Annotated in this window: 20 protein-coding genes and 1 tRNA gene; 11 read left to right on the top strand and 10 right to left on the bottom strand. The window is 61.0% G+C overall.

Annotated features, from left to right (window positions below; translation table 11 throughout):
* Nucleotides 1-55 precede the first annotated feature (55 nt).
* Nucleotides 56-1,114 (top strand): phosphotransferase family protein, encoded by a 1,059-nt coding sequence (locus GGD61_RS01280; RefSeq protein WP_183229914.1) that lies wholly within the window; start codon nucleotides 56-58, stop codon nucleotides 1,112-1,114.
* 277 nt (nucleotides 1,115-1,391) lie between these two features.
* On the opposite strand, the gene argE is transcribed toward GGD61_RS01280, so the two are convergent.
* Nucleotides 1,392-2,570, bottom strand: a complete 1,179-nt coding sequence (argE, locus tag GGD61_RS01275; RefSeq protein ID WP_092260271.1) for an acetylornithine deacetylase — start codon at nucleotides 2,568-2,570, stop codon at nucleotides 1,392-1,394.
* Nucleotides 2,571-2,702: 132 nt separating this feature from the next.
* Between argE and GGD61_RS40190 the strand changes: the two genes are divergently transcribed.
* The gene (locus GGD61_RS40190) at nucleotides 2,703-3,023 is read left to right on the top strand and encodes a hypothetical protein (protein ID WP_246785846.1); all 321 of its coding nucleotides are present in this window, start codon (nucleotides 2,703-2,705) and stop codon (nucleotides 3,021-3,023) included.
* A 583-nt stretch (nucleotides 3,024-3,606) separates the two neighbouring features.
* Here GGD61_RS40190 and GGD61_RS01265 read toward each other — a convergent pair.
* Nucleotides 3,607-4,392 (bottom strand): SDR family NAD(P)-dependent oxidoreductase, encoded by a 786-nt coding sequence (locus GGD61_RS01265; protein ID WP_018322223.1) that lies wholly within the window; start codon nucleotides 4,390-4,392, stop codon nucleotides 3,607-3,609.
* 136 nt (nucleotides 4,393-4,528) lie between these two features.
* Between GGD61_RS01265 and GGD61_RS01260 the strand changes: the two genes are divergently transcribed.
* Together GGD61_RS01260 and GGD61_RS01255 are read left to right on the top strand one after the other, a co-directional pair.
* Nucleotides 4,529-5,227, top strand: a complete 699-nt coding sequence (locus GGD61_RS01260) for a histidine phosphatase family protein (protein WP_183229912.1) — start codon at nucleotides 4,529-4,531, stop codon at nucleotides 5,225-5,227.
* An 81-nt stretch (nucleotides 5,228-5,308) separates the two neighbouring features.
* On the top strand, nucleotides 5,309-6,076 hold the full coding sequence (locus tag GGD61_RS01255; RefSeq protein WP_092260267.1) for an SDR family NAD(P)-dependent oxidoreductase: 768 nt from the start codon (nucleotides 5,309-5,311) through the stop codon (nucleotides 6,074-6,076).
* A gap of 205 nt (nucleotides 6,077-6,281) precedes the next feature.
* On the opposite strand, the gene GGD61_RS01250 is transcribed toward GGD61_RS01255, so the two are convergent.
* Nucleotides 6,282-7,517 (bottom strand): serine hydrolase, encoded by a 1,236-nt coding sequence (locus tag GGD61_RS01250; RefSeq protein ID WP_183229911.1) that lies wholly within the window; start codon nucleotides 7,515-7,517, stop codon nucleotides 6,282-6,284.
* Nucleotides 7,518-7,668: 151 nt separating this feature from the next.
* Between GGD61_RS01250 and GGD61_RS01245 the strand changes: the two genes are divergently transcribed.
* Nucleotides 7,669-7,744 (top strand) — tRNA-Trp (locus tag GGD61_RS01245).
* A 68-nt stretch (nucleotides 7,745-7,812) separates the two neighbouring features.
* Here GGD61_RS01245 and GGD61_RS01240 read toward each other — a convergent pair.
* The 5 genes from GGD61_RS01240 to GGD61_RS01220 all read right to left on the bottom strand — a co-directional run bounded on the left by GGD61_RS01240 (nucleotide 7,813) and on the right by GGD61_RS01220 (nucleotide 10,482).
* Nucleotides 7,813-8,883, bottom strand: a complete 1,071-nt coding sequence (locus GGD61_RS01240; RefSeq protein WP_183229909.1) for an integrase — start codon at nucleotides 8,881-8,883, stop codon at nucleotides 7,813-7,815.
* Nucleotides 8,880-9,122, bottom strand: a complete 243-nt coding sequence (locus GGD61_RS01235; RefSeq protein ID WP_183229907.1) for a hypothetical protein — start codon at nucleotides 9,120-9,122, stop codon at nucleotides 8,880-8,882. The genes GGD61_RS01240 and GGD61_RS01235 overlap by 4 nt, the downstream gene beginning before the upstream one ends.
* Nucleotides 9,122-9,601, bottom strand: a complete 480-nt coding sequence (locus GGD61_RS01230; RefSeq protein ID WP_183229906.1) for a hypothetical protein — start codon at nucleotides 9,599-9,601, stop codon at nucleotides 9,122-9,124. The genes GGD61_RS01235 and GGD61_RS01230 overlap by 1 nt, the downstream gene beginning before the upstream one ends.
* A 132-nt stretch (nucleotides 9,602-9,733) precedes the next feature.
* Nucleotides 9,734-10,348, bottom strand: a complete 615-nt coding sequence (locus tag GGD61_RS01225; RefSeq protein WP_183229905.1) for a hypothetical protein — start codon at nucleotides 10,346-10,348, stop codon at nucleotides 9,734-9,736.
* On the bottom strand, nucleotides 10,345-10,482 hold the full coding sequence (locus GGD61_RS01220; RefSeq protein ID WP_183229904.1) for a hypothetical protein: 138 nt from the start codon (nucleotides 10,480-10,482) through the stop codon (nucleotides 10,345-10,347). The genes GGD61_RS01225 and GGD61_RS01220 overlap by 4 nt, the downstream gene beginning before the upstream one ends.
* 399 nt (nucleotides 10,483-10,881) lie before the next feature.
* On the opposite strand from GGD61_RS01220, the gene GGD61_RS01215 reads away from it, so the two are divergent.
* The 6 genes from GGD61_RS01215 to GGD61_RS01190 all read left to right on the top strand — a co-directional run bounded on the left by GGD61_RS01215 (nucleotide 10,882) and on the right by GGD61_RS01190 (nucleotide 13,937).
* Entirely contained in the window at nucleotides 10,882-11,241 is a 360-nt protein-coding gene (locus GGD61_RS01215; RefSeq protein WP_183229902.1) for a hypothetical protein, read from the top strand.
* A gap of 128 nt (nucleotides 11,242-11,369) precedes the next feature.
* Nucleotides 11,370-11,792, top strand: a complete 423-nt coding sequence (locus GGD61_RS01210) for a hypothetical protein (protein ID WP_183229900.1) — start codon at nucleotides 11,370-11,372, stop codon at nucleotides 11,790-11,792.
* Between the two features lie 131 nt (nucleotides 11,793-11,923).
* The gene (locus tag GGD61_RS01205; protein ID WP_183229898.1) at nucleotides 11,924-12,367 is read left to right on the top strand and encodes a hypothetical protein; all 444 of its coding nucleotides are present in this window, start codon (nucleotides 11,924-11,926) and stop codon (nucleotides 12,365-12,367) included.
* A 33-nt stretch (nucleotides 12,368-12,400) separates the two neighbouring features.
* Nucleotides 12,401-12,859 carry a hypothetical protein gene (locus tag GGD61_RS01200; protein WP_183229896.1) on the top strand — a complete coding sequence of 153 codons (459 nt, stop codon included), beginning with the start codon at nucleotides 12,401-12,403 and terminating at the stop codon, nucleotides 12,857-12,859.
* A 27-nt stretch (nucleotides 12,860-12,886) separates the two neighbouring features.
* A complete protein-coding gene (locus tag GGD61_RS01195; RefSeq protein ID WP_183229894.1) occupies nucleotides 12,887-13,111 on the top strand; it encodes a hypothetical protein in 225 nt (74 codons plus the stop codon).
* Nucleotides 13,112-13,118: 7 nt separating this feature from the next.
* A complete protein-coding gene (locus GGD61_RS01190; protein WP_183229892.1) occupies nucleotides 13,119-13,937 on the top strand; it encodes a hypothetical protein in 819 nt (272 codons plus the stop codon).
* A 31-nt stretch (nucleotides 13,938-13,968) separates the two neighbouring features.
* Here the strand turns inward: GGD61_RS01190 and GGD61_RS01185 are convergent, their stop codons facing one another.
* Both GGD61_RS01185 and GGD61_RS01180 read right to left on the bottom strand, forming a co-directional pair.
* Nucleotides 13,969-14,910, bottom strand: a complete 942-nt coding sequence (locus tag GGD61_RS01185; protein WP_183229890.1) for a glycosyl hydrolase family 28-related protein — start codon at nucleotides 14,908-14,910, stop codon at nucleotides 13,969-13,971.
* Between the two features lie 401 nt (nucleotides 14,911-15,311).
* The gene (locus GGD61_RS01180; protein WP_183229888.1) at nucleotides 15,312-16,532 is read right to left on the bottom strand and encodes a phage major capsid protein; all 1,221 of its coding nucleotides are present in this window, start codon (nucleotides 16,530-16,532) and stop codon (nucleotides 15,312-15,314) included.
* Nucleotide 16,533 lies beyond the last annotated feature (1 nt).

The raw sequence follows: 16,533 nt of genomic DNA, 5'->3' as shown, positions 1-16,533 counted from the left end.
CCGATTAGGATCATGCTCGACCTGAAATGGTCAGGACTGAAGAGGGAGCGTCATCGTGGCTGACGGCGTCAGGAAAGACGAAGAGTTCTCGGGCACCAAGCCGGTCGAGGAGCGTCATCGCTTCGACGAGATGCGGCTCGAAGCCTGGATGCGCGACAACGTCGAAGGCTATCAGGGGCCGCTGGTCGTGCTCCAGTTCAGGGGCGGCCAGTCCAATCCGACCTACCGGCTGAACACGCCGAACCGTTCCTACGTGATGCGCCGCAAGCCGTTCGGCAAATTACTGCCCTCGGCGCACGCGGTCGATCGCGAATATCGGGTGATCGCGGCGCTCGGCAAGCAGGGCTTTCCCGTCGCGCACGCCTATGCGCTGTGCCAGGACGACAGCGTCATCGGCGCGGCCTTCTACATCATGTCGATGGAGGAGGGCCGGGTGTTCTGGGATCCGACACTGCCGAGCCAGGATGGCGATGCGCGGCGCAAGATCTTCACCAGCAAGATCGAGACGCTGGCGAAGCTCCACATGTACGATCCCACGGCGATCGGGCTCGGCGAGTTCGGCAAGCCCGGCAATTATTTCGCGCGCCAGATCGACCGCTGGACCAAGCAGTATCGCGCGTCAGAGACGCAGCACATTCCGGAGTTCGAGAAGGTCGCCGAATGGCTGCCCAAGACGGTGCCGGAGCAGGCCCGCGTCTCGATCGTCCATGGCGACTATCGTCTCGACAACATGATTTTCCACGCGACGGAACTGCGCGTACAGGCCGTGCTGGACTGGGAGCTGTCGACGCTCGGCGATCCCATGGCCGACTTCACCTACCTGTTGATGCAGTGGATCATGCCGGGCCTGCAGGGCGCGGACCTCAAGGCGCTCAACATCCCGAGCGTGGAAGAAGCTGCGCAGATCTATTGCAACGTCACCAAGATGACGGTGCCTGATCTCAACTGGTACTTCGCCTACAATCTGTTCCGTCTCGCCGGCATCACCCAAGGCATCGCCGGCCGCGTCCGCGACGGCACCGCCGCCAACGCCAAGGCGCTGGAGTCAGCCAAGCGCACCGTGCCGCTGTCGCAGGCCTCATGGGAATACGCGCAGAAGGCCGGCGCGGTGTAGGAACGACGAAGGCGCGGTCGGTGTGGCCGCGCTTTTTTCTTGCGCCACTCTCGCCACACACTCCGTCATTGCGAGCGTAGCGAAGCAATCCAGACCATTTCCGCGGGGCAGCCTGGATTGCTTCGTCGCAAGGGCTCCTCGCAATGACGAGGAGGCGGGCCACAAGTCCCCTGACAGCTCTCGTAGGGTGGGCAAAAGCGCGCAGCGCTGTGCCAACGATCTCCCCGTGATCGCAGCCTAATGGTGGGCACGCTTCGCTTTGCGCACCCTACGGCACCTACGACGCCGCCTTCGCACAATGCGCGATCAGTCTCTCCACGAACCCCGCACACTTCTCCAGCTCCGCCATCTCCACGAATTCATCCGGCGTATGCGCCTGCGCGATCGAGCCCGGGCCGATCACCACGGATGGGATGTCGGCCATGCTGGCGAACAGGCTGGCCTCGGTGCCGAAGGCGACCTTGGCGTGGTCGTTGCGCCCTGCAAGGCTCTTGGCGAGCGTGACGATGGCGGCGTCGGCGGCGGTGTCGAGGGCGGGATAGTCGAGGATCTCTTCGAAATCGATGCCGCACTCCGGATGCCGCGCCTTCATCGCCGGCTCGAGCTCGGCCCTGGCCCAGGCGACGATCGCATCCGTCACCTCCCTGGACTCGGTGATGCCGATTCCGCGGCATTCGAAATCCACCGTGCAGGTATCAGGCACGATGTTCAGCGCCGCGCCGCCATGCACGATGCTGGTGAGCAGCGTCGAATGCGGAACGTCGTAGAGGCTGTCGGTCGCTCGCACGGCTGCGAGCGCCACGGCGCGGCGGCGGATCTCAACGATCAGCTCGGCGGCATATTCGATCGCGTTGACGCCGTCGGGCGCGATCGAGGAGTGGCGGGCGAGGCCGCGGAAGGTTGCGCGCACGCCGTGCTTGCCCTTGTGGCCGATGATGACCTTCATCTCGGTTGGCTCGCCGATGAAGGCGCCGAGCGGTATGATCCGTTTCTTCGCGACCTCGCCGAGCATCGGCCGCACGCCGACGCAGCCGATCTCCTCGTCGTAGGAGATCGCCAGATGAATTGGCGTTGCGAGCTTGGCCTCCAGCATCTCCGGCACCATGGCGAGGCACACCGCGACAAAACCCTTCATGTCAGTGGTGCCGCGGCCGTAGAGCTTGCCGTCGCGCTCGACCAGCCTGAACGGATCGTGGCTCCAGTCCTGGCCCGCCACCGGCACGACGTCGGTATGGCCTGACAGCACGAAACCGGGGCGATCTTCAGGGCCGATCGAGACCCAAAGCGAGGCCTTTTGCCCTGTTACGTCGGTGATGCGCTCGCCCTTGACGCCGAACGCGGCGAGGTAGCTCTCGATATGGGCAATCAGGGGCAGGTTGGTGCGGTCGCTGACGGTGTCGAAGCCGACGAGGTCGGCGAGGAGTTTGCGGATACGGTCGGGTCTTGAGCTTGGCATTGTCTCGTTCTGTCAGGGAGTATGGAGGCTGCAGTGCTTGCAGGAACCATACCAACGCGGTGGCTGATTGCGCAAATCAACACAAACCCGTAGCCGGATGGAGCGAAGCGCAATCCGGGGCCTTCGTGCTTCGTGACAGGACTCCCGGATTACGCTGCGCTTCATCCGGGCTACAAGATCTTGCGCTGCCCGGCGGGCAAAACACGCGAGCCCTGGGTCAACGCGCGGCGACAAAAATATTCCACTTTACCGAAATTCGGAAATGACGTATGTGTCGCGGCAACCCGGCCCAAGGAAGAGGGGCGTATCGCGATCGTCACGAACGCGGGCCGGGTGGCGGTGGACGCAGGTGACATCGGCGCGAACAGCTTCGCAGGGCGGGGAACCGTGAGCGATGGCGTCGCGCACACGACCGGTGTGATTCTGGCGTACGGCAAAATCGTGTGGTCCTGACGCCCGGGGTCTGTGCGTCAAGTCTTGTGGTGATGGGTGTCGTCCAACCGGACGCATCCGCCAGCCATCCGCAAGGCGACGGGGGCAATAGTGCAACGCTCCCCGGGGAGAGCGCGACATAAGCCGTAAGCCCACTGCGCAGGGAAGGCCGGGATGTCCTGGCTACACCTGTATGCCGCTGTGCAGCTTCTTGTTCACGCAGGTTTCGCACAGTGGACCTCGGGTGCCAGCGGGCTCCCGGTCTTCCCTGCGCCCTCTTTCAATTGAGGGTGAAGAGATGAAGCAAAGCTCGGGCGAGATGAGCCGCGAGGATGCGAGGGTGTGTCTGCGGTTTGAGCTACGTGCCACGATCTCGATCTCGTAGGGTGGGCAAAGCACAGCGTGCCCACGCCCTGTGGCTCATGGAGAGGAGATCGTGGGCACGGCGCTGCTATGCGCCTTTGCCCACCCTACGGCACGGCGGCTGGATCTGCACTGGAGCATCGCAATGACGATGTGGAGAGAGCTGCCAAACTCGCCTCTCGTGCGCTGGACGCTGCGCAGCAGCGTAAGAACGCTGCAGCGCGTCCGGGACACGCGAGAGTTAAACCGGCTTGCCCGTATACGGCATCGACGCGGTGAGGCCACCGTCGACCGGGAACGCCTGGCCGTTCACATACGAGGCTTCGTCGCTGGCCAAAAACAACCCCATCGCTGCGAGCTCGTGCGGTTGACCGGGGCGCTTGAGCGGATTGAGCTGGCCGATCTTGTCCTGGGTGCCGCGCTCCTTGGCGCGGTCGAAGATCGGTTTTGTCATGCCTGTTTCGATCAGGCCCGGGCACACCGCGTTGATGCGCACGCCGGTGCCGGTGAGCGAATACGCCGTGGTCTGCACCAGGCTGATCACGCCGGCCTTGCTTGCGGCATAGGGATGCCCGCTGGCACCGGCCTTGAGGCCTGCGACGGACGCGGTCAGCACGATCGCGCCGGACTGCTGCTTCACCATGTGCGGCATCGCGTGCTTCACGGCGAGGAACGGGCCGATCAGATTGACGCGCAAGACCTCCTGCCAATGCTCTACGGTTTGCTCGCCGAGCGGGACGAGCCCGCCGCTGACGCCGGCATTGGCCCAGATCACGTCGAGTCGCCCGTGGGTCTTCACCGCCTTGTCGATCACGGCGATGACGTCCGTCTCGGAGCCCGCGTCCGCGATCATGGCTTCCGCGACGCCGCCGGCCTTCTTCACCTCGTCGACGGTCTCCTTCACCGCCTCGGTGCGATCGACCGCGATCAGCTTGGCGCCTTCCCGGGTGAACAGCAGCGCGGCGGCGCGACCGATGCCGCTGCCGGCGCCGGTGATGATGACGGATTTGCCTTGCAGACGGCCCATGCGTTTCTCTCCTGTGGTGCCTCACGCGACGCTTGCCGCGCGACGGAATTTCAAACAAGATTTCAAACGGTAAAAGTGTCTTGAGACACGTTCACACCTGACGTACAGCGACATCAAACGGGATGGAAGGGTTTCGATGGCAGGCGCAGACAAGCCCAATGTGGTCATGACACGGTGGTGGTGGGTCCGTCACGCGCCGGTGCGCAATGACGGCGGCAACATCTACGGACAAAGCGACATCGCCTGCGACACCAGCGATACCTATGTGTTCAACGCTGTTGCCAAGGTGCTGCCACGCACGGCGGTCTGGTATTCGAGCAATCTGATGCGCACGCACCAGACCGCGGAAGCGATCTGGGCGGCCGGCTTCCCAAGACCTGAATCGATGAAATGGGAAGCGGACCTCGCCGAGCAAAATCTCGGCCGCTGGCAGGGCATGAACCGCGCCCAGTTCGTCGCCAGCCGACCCGTCGGCACGAGCTGGTTTGCCGACATCAACGAGCCCGCGCCCGGCGGCGAGAGCTTCATGGATCTCTACAACCGCACGCGCCGCACCATCGAGCGGATCAACGCTGAGGCGGGAGGCCAGGACATCATCGCGGTCGCGCATGGCGGCACCATCAAGGCGGCGCTGGGGCTCGCGCTCGACGGCCAGCCGGAGCGGGGATTGTCGTTCGACATCGACAATTGCTCGGTGACGCGGCTGGATTATTTCGCCACTCCCGAGCGCAAGGTCTGGCGGCTACCGATGGTGAACCAGCAGCCGTGGATCGCGGATGCTGAGCACGCGGCGATGCATCAGCCGGCGGGGCCGGAAGTCAAGAAGCTGGCCTGACTGAGCTGTCATTCCGGGGCGATGCGCAGCATCGAGCCCGGAATCTGGAGATGAAGACAAAGATCAATCTGGGAGAGAAACATGACCTTGTTCGACATGAAGGGGAAAGTCGCCGTCATCACCGGATCGACGCGCGGCATTGGGCTTGCGATCGCCGAGCGCATGGCCGAGCACGGCGCCAAGGTCGTGATCTCATCGCGCAAGGCCGACGTCTGCGAGCAGGTGGCCAAGGGCATCAACGACAAGTTCGGCAAGGGCACCGCGGTCGCGATCGCCGCCAACATCTCCTCGAAGGAGAATTTGCAAAACCTCGTCGACGAGAGCAACCGCGCCTTCGGCAAGATCGACGTGCTGGTCTGCAACGCCGCTTCGAACCCATACTACGGTCCGCTCGCCGGCATCTCCGACGACCAGTTCCGGAAGATCCTGGACAACAACATCGTCGCCAACAACTGGCTGATCTCGATGGTGGTGCCGCAGATGATCGAGCGCAAGGACGGCTCCATCATCATCGTCTCCTCGATCGGCGGGTTGAAAGGCTCGACCATCCTCGGCGCCTACGCCATCTCCAAGGCCGCCGACATGCAGCTCGCGCGCAACCTCGCCTGCGAATACGGCAAGGACAACATCCGCGTGAACTGCATCGCGCCCGGCCTGATCAAGACCGATTTTGCCAAGGCGCTGTGGGACAATCCGGAGAACCTGAAGGCCTCGACCGCGCGCTCGCCGCTCCTGCGCATCGGCATCCCCGACGAGATCGCCGGTGCCGCGGTGTTCCTGGGGTCCAAGGCCGGCGACTTCATGACCGGCCAGACCATGGTGATCGACGGCGGCGCGACGATTAGTTGAGAAGCGTTGTAGGCCACGGTGTGGCCGCGAGTGACGGTGCGCTCCCTCTCCCGCTTGCGGGGGAGGGTTGGGGAGGGGTGTCTCCACAATCGAGGACCCCCAAGAGGAGAGAGCCCCCACCCGGCACTTGGTGCCGACCTCCCCCGCAAGCGGGAGAGGTTGCACCGAGCTTGACGCTTGATCATTCAACTCAAGCGACGCTGTCTCACTCCACCGCCGCGTAAACCAGATCCCGCACCAGCGTTCGCGTGTAGTCGCGCTGTCCCGGCCCCTGGCTCATGAACACCGCGAACAGATCCTCCTTCGGATCGATCCAGAAGAACGTCCCCGCGATGCCGCTCCAGAAATACTGGCCGACGCTGCCGGGGAACGGCGCGATGCCGGCCTCGCGGCGCACGGCGAAGCCGAGGCCGAAACCGTGGCCGGGCGAGAGCAGGGTGCCGTTGGTCTGAACCTGCGGCCCGAGATGATCGGACGCCATCAGCTCCAGCGTCTTGCGGCCGATGATCCTGGTGCCGTCGAGCGTGCCGCCGTTGCGCAGCATCAGGCAGAAGCGCGCATAGTCCATCGTGGTCGAGACCAGGCCGCCGCCGCCGGACTCCATCACCGGTGCTTCGTGCATGTTGAACAGCGCGACCTTGTCGCCGGTCCAGGGATCGGCCGCGAACGGCTCGGCGAGCCTGCCCGCATTGGCCTCCGAGGTCGAGAAGCCGGTCTCGGCCATCTGCAGCGGGGCGAGCACGCGTTCGGTGAGGAACGTGCCGAGCGACTTGCCGCTGACGACCTCGATGATGCGGCCGAGGATGTCGGTGGAGCGGCTGTAGTTGAATTCCGCGCCGGGCTGGCAAACCAGCGGGAAGCTCGCCACCAGGGCGGCGTGCTCGGCGTTGGTGATCTTGCGGCTACGGACGCGGGACTCCTGGTAGAGCTTGTGCACGGGGCCGTCGCCCTGATGCTCGTAGGTCAGGCCCGAGGTGTGGCGAAGCAGGTCCTGCACGGTCATCGGCCCCGCCGGCGGCACCAGCTCCAGCTTGCCGTCCTTGACGATGCCGACCTGCTGGCCGGCAAATTCCGGGATGAACTTTGCGACGGCGTCGCTGAGCAGGAGATAGCCGTCCTCGACCAGCGCCATGATGGCGACCGAGACGATCGGCTTGGTCATCGAGAATATCCGGAAGATCGAATCCCGCGTCATCGGCGCCGCGGCCGCCGGGCTCTGCCGGCCGAGCCCCTCGAACCAGCCAACCTGGCCGCCCCTCGCCACCAGCACGGTGACCCCGGGAACCGTTCCCTTGTCGATCTCGCGCTTGAAGGCGTCCGACATGGCCTGCAGGCGCAGCCGCGACAGCCCGAGCGTCTCCGGCCTTGCCTCGGGCAAAGGCGGGGTGGAGGCTGCGATCGTGGCCTGTGAGGCGGCTGGAGCGGTCGCTGTGGCGGTCATGGGTACTCCCAGTGTGTTTTTGATTATCGGCAACGGACTGTGGCCCAGAAACCCCGGTACAAACAAGCGAAGCGGGCGCGGTTCACCCTTGCAAACCGGCCGTCGCCTGTGCTTGAAAGCGGCCCTGATCTTGGGGCGACCCGAGGTCTGTAGGAGTGTAGCTCAATTGGTAGAGCACCGGTCTCCAAAACCGGGGGTCGCAGGTTCGAGCCCTGCCACTCCTGCCAGCTAAGTCCATGTCTTTGTTATCCATTTCGACACTCGATATCGGGCCTGACCAGAGGGTTTGACACTCTCACTCGGTAGGTTTGACAGTTTTCGTTTTGCGTTTGTTCAGTTCGTCCTCGAAGGCCCGCACGACCCCGCGCATCTTTGGCCTGAGATCGGCACCCTTCGCGTAGTGGCGCGCCATCTCCACGGTCTTCTGGCCAAGCGCATCCGCGATGGTTCGTTCGTCGTAGCCGATTTCCCGCAGAATGACGGCCACCGTCTTCCGGAGGCCGTACAACGTGAGCGCCGGGCCGACTTGGCCCGCCTTCTCGAGCTTCATCCGGATAGGACGCCAGGACGCCCGATAGCCGCTCAGCGTCCAAGGCAGGCCCTTGGAGTTCGCTACGAGGGTGATGGCGTTGTGGGAAGGCGCGGCCTCCAGAATGGCCGCCAGCGGCGCAGGGCAGGGCCAGAATACCGGCTCACCGGTCTTAGACCTATTCGTGGAAATCTCCCCCGATCGGTAGAAGTTTCGCGGGAGCGTGAGCGCATCCTTAGGACCCAGGCCCGTGTACATCATCAGCGCTAGCGCCGGCTTCATGTGTTCCGGCAAGGCCGAGAGCACAGCGTCCCGCTCTTCGTCTGCCCATGGACGATTTGCGTCGGGCTGATCCTTTCTACGACGAATGTCCTTGATCCCCGCGGCTGGGTTACCCGCCAAATAGCCACGTTCGGAACCCCATCCGAAAAGCGTCGACAGCCGCGCCTTGAGGTCGTTAGCGAACTTCCTGCCCTTCGTGATCGCCGCTTTGTCTCTGATCCGGACCACAAGCGGCTTCGTGAACTTGGCCAGAGGCGTGTCCGCGATGGGCTTGAGATAATCGAAGATCCCCTGGTAATCGGACTTCGTGCGCGGAGCGAGGTCGGTGAAGGCTGGGTGACTTCTGTACTCCTGAATCAAGGCGCCCAACGTGCCCGGCTTCACCGCCGCAGCCACAAACATGGCGCCAATCCTCGCGACCTCAGCAACGAATTCCGCCGAACCTAAGGGGCATTTTCGAAGGTCAATGGCGATCCCGGATCGTCGGTGATAGCAGCGCTCTTTGCCATGCCGATCTTTGAAGATCTTAAAGCCCTTGACCTTGATCCGTGTCACGATCCTAGCCTTTCGACTATAGCATCCGCTTCGTGGTCAGCATGGCCCGCCTTCAAACCGTCGAGCCAACCATCTAGATCCTGCACGTCCCATCTCAAATCGCCGTTTGGAAACTGCACCGGGCGAGTAGGGCATTCCGCTTCGAAGCGGCGCACAGAGCGCCCGCAGTGGTGGGCGGCCTCGGTCTTGCTGAGCATCCGCTTCGGCACCACGTTGATTTGCAAAGTTGCGCTGGCCATCAATCAGCCTCCGCGCTTTTTTCGAGGCCAACAAGAATCGACCTCGCAAATATCTGAAAGGGAAAAATCAATGCCACGGCTTCGCCGGTCTCGTCTTCGTTGCTGACGACCGTTTCGCCTTTTGCATTCTTGCGGATATAAACCTGTTGGCGATGACTACTTGCGGCGATCCATTTCTGCCCAGTCAACTTCCCACGCCCACTTTCGGCATCCGCACGAAGCCACGCCCCGTCGGCGCCCAAAATGGCGCCACGTGCAAGTTGCTTACCGGTGGATGGCGGAAGACTGCAAATAGTCGCCAGCTTGGCGGTCAGGCCAACCTCAATTGCTTGAAGAGCCGTGAACATTCGGCGCCCTTGTATCCTGTGCGGCTTCAGGTGGCCGAGCTGAATGTAATTGTTGATTGTCTTGTCGTCTGCGACCCCAGCAACGATGAACTGCCGTTGGGTCCATCGCGGATCGTCCAAATCGAACTTCATCGCTGCAATCACTCCTAAGGATGAAATTTGTTCTACAATAACGTTATTGGATTTGCAATGCCAGCGCGACCTTTTGCTGTGCATAGGAAAACCCGCCGGTCCGTGACCGGCGGGCTTCGTCGACCGCGGAGCTTAGATGAACTGGTCGCGCAACTGCTTTGAGGGCTCACCCCCTACGAGCTCGATAAGCAGGCTGCGTGCCCGCAGGACTTCGTAGCTCGTTCTGTCATCCTCGTCCGGGTGACGCCATTCCTCGCCCAAGATGCAGCCGAGCAGAACTGAAAGTTTGGATCGCCGTCCCTCGGGTGTCTGAGCCGGGATGTTCCACATCTGACCGACAAGCTCGTCGACCGTGCGCCAGTGTGCGTCTTGTAGCTCACACAGCCGGCACTGCTCGACGTGTTCAGGCATGCCGCTGAGCTGCTCGAGGCGGCGATCGTGTGTTTCAGTCACGGTACCGGCCGCCCAGGCCTCATCGTAAAGCCGTCGATACTTCTCCTTCATTATGGCGTCGAGTCGGTCCATTTCTGGCTCAAAAGCTTCGGCGGCCTGCTTGTGCTGGAATATCCTTTCCTCCAATGCCAGCAAGGTGGCGTCCAGCGTGCTCGCCGGTGCGGTCTCGGCAGGCTCGGTGAGCGCCGCAAGCGCAGCCGTCAGTGCGACGGGGGTGGCTGCGCTGGTGCCGGCCAGTACCGCCGCAGCGCGTCCGAGGAATCTTCTGCGGCCGATTTTGGCGGGGCTGCTCATGCTGACACCCCTTCGTCACCGTCCATCTCGAGCTCGGTCCGGACGTAGAAGTCGGTCTGATCCAGAAAGGCGATTAGCCGCTCGATTTCAGTGGAGGCCTCCTCCCTGAGCTGCGCGAGCGTTTTGAGGGCCATACGACGCCTCCGCTGCTGTCGAGCTAGACCGGACGGAATGAACGAACCGGGCGGGCGCGCTGGCAGAGCTATGATACTCTCTGAATCAACCTGAGCCATGACTTACCTCATAGTTTGGGCCAGGCCTGTCGGCGTGCTCCAACACGACGGCAGGCCGCTTGTTTTTCAAGCCTGAAAATGGTATGACCAAAATGTGAAAAAGGCAATACCAAAATTCCTTGGTGGAAAGAGGCCCGGCGCCGGGCGGCCAGCGACGGGCCGAGACCCCGCGCGCACCTTCCGACTGTCCGACGAGTTTATGGCCAGGGTTGATGCTTGGGCATCCGCTCAAGAAGATCAGCCCGGCCGCTCTGAAGCTATCCGCCGCCTTGTGGAGCTGGGGCTGAAGGCAAAAGCCAAATGACGTCGCCGTTAGTCTCAAAGATCTCGGGCCTGTGTCTCATTTTCGGAACGGCCTTAATTGCCGAGCCGGCCAAAGCCGAACACAGCGGCAGTGACATGCTGCGTATATACGGCAGTGCCAATGCTCAGGAAAAACAAACCATCGAGGGGTTGGTGAGAGCCACCGAGAATGGGATGAGTTGGTTCAGCGCGGCTGCCAAAGTGAAACTGTACTGCCCGCCCGAAAAGCTTGCACTTACGGGTGGCCAAATCATCGATATTCTTCGGCGCGAAGTCGGCGAAGCGCCGTCGATCGGCGGCAGCCCTTACGGTCTTGCGATCCTTTTGGCGCTGAAAAGGACATTTCCTTGTCCTTGACGGCCCAAGGGTTAATCCAAGTGACGATGGAGGCACGAGGACGCTTAGGCGCGGCTGCCTCTGGCAGGCGCCTTCCCTGCGCCCACAGGTTGCGCTAGCCTATCTTGGGTCAATTGGGGGAGGCAAGCATGCGCCGAGGGGCAGCGATTGGAGGTTTGTGTCTGGCTTTAGCTGGCTGCGCCTCGGTCAATTACATCGTCAACGAATACCAGGGCGTGCCCGTGCAAGAAGTCAAAATGTCGGACGACACCTACCGGGTCTTCGACAAGCCCGCGCAGAGCAAGATGATGGTGACATCGAGTCTGTCGTCGGCTGCTGGGCAAGGATTCGCCCGAGGTCTTACTTTCGGCGCAGCGCCGACAGATCCACCGAAGCCACTGTTTGAAGCCGCCGCGTTACAATATCTTAGCGAGAACGGGCGACCAAGTTGCCGCGTCATCGACGCCTATTTGCTCGCGCGACCACAGTGGGAAGTCAAATACGATTGCACTCCAGTAGCGACGCTGCAGCCAGCTCCCTCCGGTGCCCGCAAATCTAAATCGGCAAGCTGAGGGGCAGAATTCGGTTCTGTGGCCGTCATGCTTTCCGAATCTCCATTCAAGCGGTTGAAGATGATCGCGTTTTCCATCTTGTCCCACAGAATATCGCTGATCGCGGATCGTCGGAGCCGCCGCAGAGCATCATGACGCTAACAAGCATCGCATTCGGGCTGATGTCAGGATTTGTCGGATGGATCCTGACTGAGTTTTTTGCAAAGCCATTCCGACGCGGCTTGGACCTGGTCATCGAGGTCCGAACCAAGGCAATCATCTTCGGAAACGTCCCGGCACGGTTTCAATCGCAATCTGCCGATGGCACCGGCCCTTTTCTCAGCACCGAAGCCACAAAGGAAGACCTCGAGCGGTTGCGCTCGGCCGAAGAAGGATATCGAGAGCTCGGCGCCAAGCTTCAAGCATTCGCCAAAACAGAGCCGTTAGCAACGTGGGTAATGCTTCACATTTTCGGCCTTAAGGTTTCGGAGGCCGGCGCGGCGCTGTTGTCTTTGTCCAACACACTTGGCGTCTACGGACTGGAGCGCAGGAATTCAATGGCACGGCTTGAGGCCGCCCTGCGCATGCAATCTTAGTGATGCTAAAGATCCACGTACAAGGAACGGCATTTGAGCGATCAACGACAAGATCAATACAAAGAGACTGCGAAGCTCACCTACGATTCGCTTTTGGAGATGAGAAGGCTGTCCTACGCGGCGCAGGCGGACTACGGAAAGTGGCTGGTTTCGTCAATCTTCCTAATGCACGGCTCGGCCATTGCAGGGCTCGCATTTAGGGCTTCTGCCACGGGAGTGCCTCCCTATCTGTCGGCCGTTCTGTGGTTCGTGGTTGGGATGATTGCAGCGCTCGCATCTGGCTTTTGCGCTTGGTTGAATTTTACGGCGGCTGCTGGTCAGTACAACGACTGGGCAAAACCTGCCATGCTTTTTGATCAGTCAAGCTGGCCGACGGAAGCAGCTAAGGCCCGCGAAATTGAAAGGACAAAACGTCTTTCCATCGCATTTGGCTTTTTTTCGGTGCTAACACTGCTGGGAGGCGCCGTGCACGTCGTTTGGACTTGGAAGTGATGTGCCCACAATATTGGGATGAGAACTATGCCGGATGACGACTTAGATGCACTAAAGCAGGAAATGGACGCTCTCCAGCAGCAGATGACCGCTGAAGAGCGTGAACTTTTGGCTGGCCTCGACAGGTTCATCGAGAGCAAAGTGGCGGAAGGCATGTCCAGAGAGCACGCCTACGACTTAGTGGCGGAGATGTTCCGCAAGGCCCGCGAGATCAGAGCCCGCGACCGACGCAGCACGTTCAAGGTAGTCTGAACTCACGATGTCCGAGAAACCAATAGGCCTGTTTGCGTTAGCAGGCGCTTTTGTCTGGCTGTTTGTTGCGCTGCCGCTGATCTATCTACCAGAGGGCTGGGCCGCCTTTTTCAAATGGCTTCACAATTGGCAAACGCTCGTCGCCGCAGGCGTTGCGTTGCTGGCGGCAATGCTGGCCTTCCATAACACCACAAGATCGCTGACGCACTCTGAGCAACTAGATTTCAGACGACGAGCTCGGAAGCACGCTGCAATTCGAGCAATGTTGCCACTCGCCCTCGCCGAGATCACTCGTTACACGCATGAGTCCGTGGCAGAGCTAAAGAAGCTGCTCGAAAAATGCGATGAGGAAACCCTGCCGAAGGGCGCCGCCTGCGAGGAGTTCGTTCGCTCGTTGCCAACTGAAAGCTTAAGCACGCTTTCCGAGTTCATCGAATATAGCGAAGAGGCCGACGTGAATTTGATGGAGGCGATTCTTGCACGCGTTCAGATCCACGATTCGAGAACCAGATCTCTGGTCACGGCTAACAGCCCATACTCAGGCGGTGTTGTCATCAGGACGGAATTGGAAAACCTGATCATTGATGCTGCGATAATCAATGCAGGCACAACATCGTTTTTCAATTATGCACGGCGTCACGTGGACCGCTCTCCCAAAGAGCTTAGTTGGGACATGGTGGATTCCGCACTGATGCGGCTGGACGTGTGGGAGGATAGCTTCCCGAGAGTTTATGAGGCCGCCGAACGTCGCCGCGGCTTAGGTGGAAGCCCAATCGACTTCGCGTCGTGGCAACGTAGGTCGCGTGGCCCTTCCCTAGGTGCATAATGGCGCGAAGAGCGCCAGTGGGCAGCAGGCTCTACGGGAAACTCGCGATCTTTTCCGAGATGGTGGAATAGTTCGTGGTGTTGCCATTGACTCGGCCGCCGATCACGCGACAGCCGAAGCCCGCGCCGGAAGCGTAAAAACCGATGCTGTTGCCCTCGGTGTAGCAACTGATCCAGTTGCAATTTGAGCTGACACCAAGAGCCAGGTTCTCGCCGAAGCCAACTTGGTTGTACATTGCTTTGCAAGACACGCAATCAACTGCACTGTTCAGGGTGTTGGCGCTGTCAGGCTCAAAATCCCAACCGTAGCTGATATTTCCATGAGCAACGCCGTAGTTCGCGTTGAACGCGGTGCAATTCCTGAAGCCGCCTACATAGGTCCCGACGAGGCTGTAACAATTGCGGCCGGGATTCTCCACATAGCAGTCTTCTACGGAGAAATGCTGCGATAAGCGCCCGGTGCTGGAGTTTCCGCCAATATAAATTCCATCGCCGGCAGGATTGATGACCTTGATCTTACGCAGAACGAGGTCCTTCGTTCCGATGCAATAGATTGCGGCGGCTTGTCCCGTACCGGTTAGCGCACCGTTTGTTCTGCGTAAGTCCGCCTGGGGTTTGATGATCAGATCCTGGATCAGCACGCCAGTCGGACCAACGCCCGCCCAGGTCGCATCGGTGACGTGCAATCCGGTTGTACCGACATTCGACCCCGGATGCGCCGTCAGCGTGGCGCCGTTGCCGATCAGCTTGCAATTGTCGCGGAGATAGAGCTGGCCGGTGTAGACCATGTCCATCGATGCGGATTCGATTATCGCCTGACGGTTGGCGCCCTCATCAAGAAACCGCTGCAGTTGCACACTGTCGTCGGAAAATCCGTCTCCCCTGACACCAAAATCGCGATTGGCGAAGATGGGATCGAACCGGCCTCGAATGAGGGGAGGTGATGCAACGAGGGGGAGCAAGCCAAAATTCATAAGAGACTCTCCTGAATTGCCTTTTGCACCGGGAAAAGCCTTCAGTGCTTCGTTGGCATAATAGCTGGATGAATTAGCGGGCTAGGCTGCTCAGAATGACGCTTGATGGTGTCGCAGATGGCTCCGTAATCGGTCTGTGGCGCCGCATCGGCCCACGCTTTTTCGCGCTCACGGCGCGCCTCGAATTCCGGCCGGCGCGCCTCCCGTCGCTCCGCTCGCTTTCGGGGACTGCGTCGGCCGTGCTTCAGAGCGTTGAAGTTCCCCGGCTGGGCACCTCGTTTGCGCTTCTCTGCGAGCATTCGTTTGCTACCGATTCTGAAAACCTGCGCGTTTTTGCGTGAGACTTGGGCGCCGGTTTCCGAGCGGGGACTTCTGAAGTCTCAGAAGCCCCCCGGGCCAGGTCAGACGGCGAGCGCGACGTCGAAATCACCATATGTCAACGCCAGAGAAGCCTTCACCGCGAGCGCGACGCGTTCTTCGGCGAGCACGGTTACAAGGTTCTTGATAAAGTCATCGTTGACGTAGCCAACCTCCACACGCGCATCCCAGCGATCGTAGAGCGTTGCCGCCGCGCGGAATTGACCAATCAGGAACTTGCGCGACGTCATGGCTGGCGTGGCGACCAGTGGAAGCCCCCAAAGAACGGGCGGCATATCCGTGGACGGGCTGCCGACGATGTAATTGCCGGTGCTGTCTTTGAGCAGGCGCATGCCCCACCAATCGCCCGGATTGATGATAGCTCCGTCGGGTTCAAAGTAGGCATTGGCAACCTGCAGCGCACCGAGTGCAATGACATCGATGCTGTTCAGGTCAGCCATACCCACGATGGGAGCGCTATAAGCGGTGGCCTGCGGGATGAGACCGAGAAGGTTCTGGCCGGTACCGTCGCCAAGCAACAGCTGAACTTCCTCCTGAAGCGCCAAGCCGTCGAGGAGCTCGGTATCGATGATGCCGCGGAGTTGAGGCACGTCCTCGAGCACCTGCTTGCTCGCCTTCATCCAGTGAGCAATGACGCGTGCAGCCGTGGTCTTCAGTTCGAACTGGACATCGGACGATGGCTTGGTAGCGCCTTCAGCTACCATGCCCGCGCCCTCGGTACGGCCATTTTGCGACGGCCACTCCACGGTACCAGATGAGATGTTGATCACCGGCAACAGACTTCGGACGGTTGGACGGCGCCGAGGCGTGGTCACGACACCATCGCGAAATGGCGTTCCCATGGCACCGACGGAGCCAGCGGCGTTGGTGGTGGCGGTCGTCAGCGTTGCCTTTAGCCGCAGATCCACCCTGCCTGACGACGGGTTGCTTTCGAGGAAGGATTTCACCCGCTCGCTCTCAACGAACTGCTTGCCGACGCTATCCGGTACCGCAGGGCGACCGCTGTAATGGGTTTCGAGCGCTTTCTGCTCCAGTGTTGCCAGCTGCTCGCGGAGGACGCGCATGTCGTCATTCGTCGCGCCAAGCTTTTCCATCACCTGAGCGGTGTGCTCGCCGAACTTCTTAGCGATGAGTTGCAAGGGATCGTCCCCGCTGCCCTCGTTTTTCGTCTTGATGGCGCTGTCGTGCAGGTGCGCCGCAGCGCCCTTAATGAAGGTCGACTTTTTCAGGATTGTGCTCGACATG

Source organism: Bradyrhizobium sp. SBR1B, from assembly GCF_014198205.1.
Classification (GTDB): Bacteria; Pseudomonadota; Alphaproteobacteria; order Rhizobiales; family Xanthobacteraceae; genus Bradyrhizobium.
Note: the sequence above shows the minus strand (reverse complement) of the source record. Positions and strands in the feature narration are given on the sequence as shown.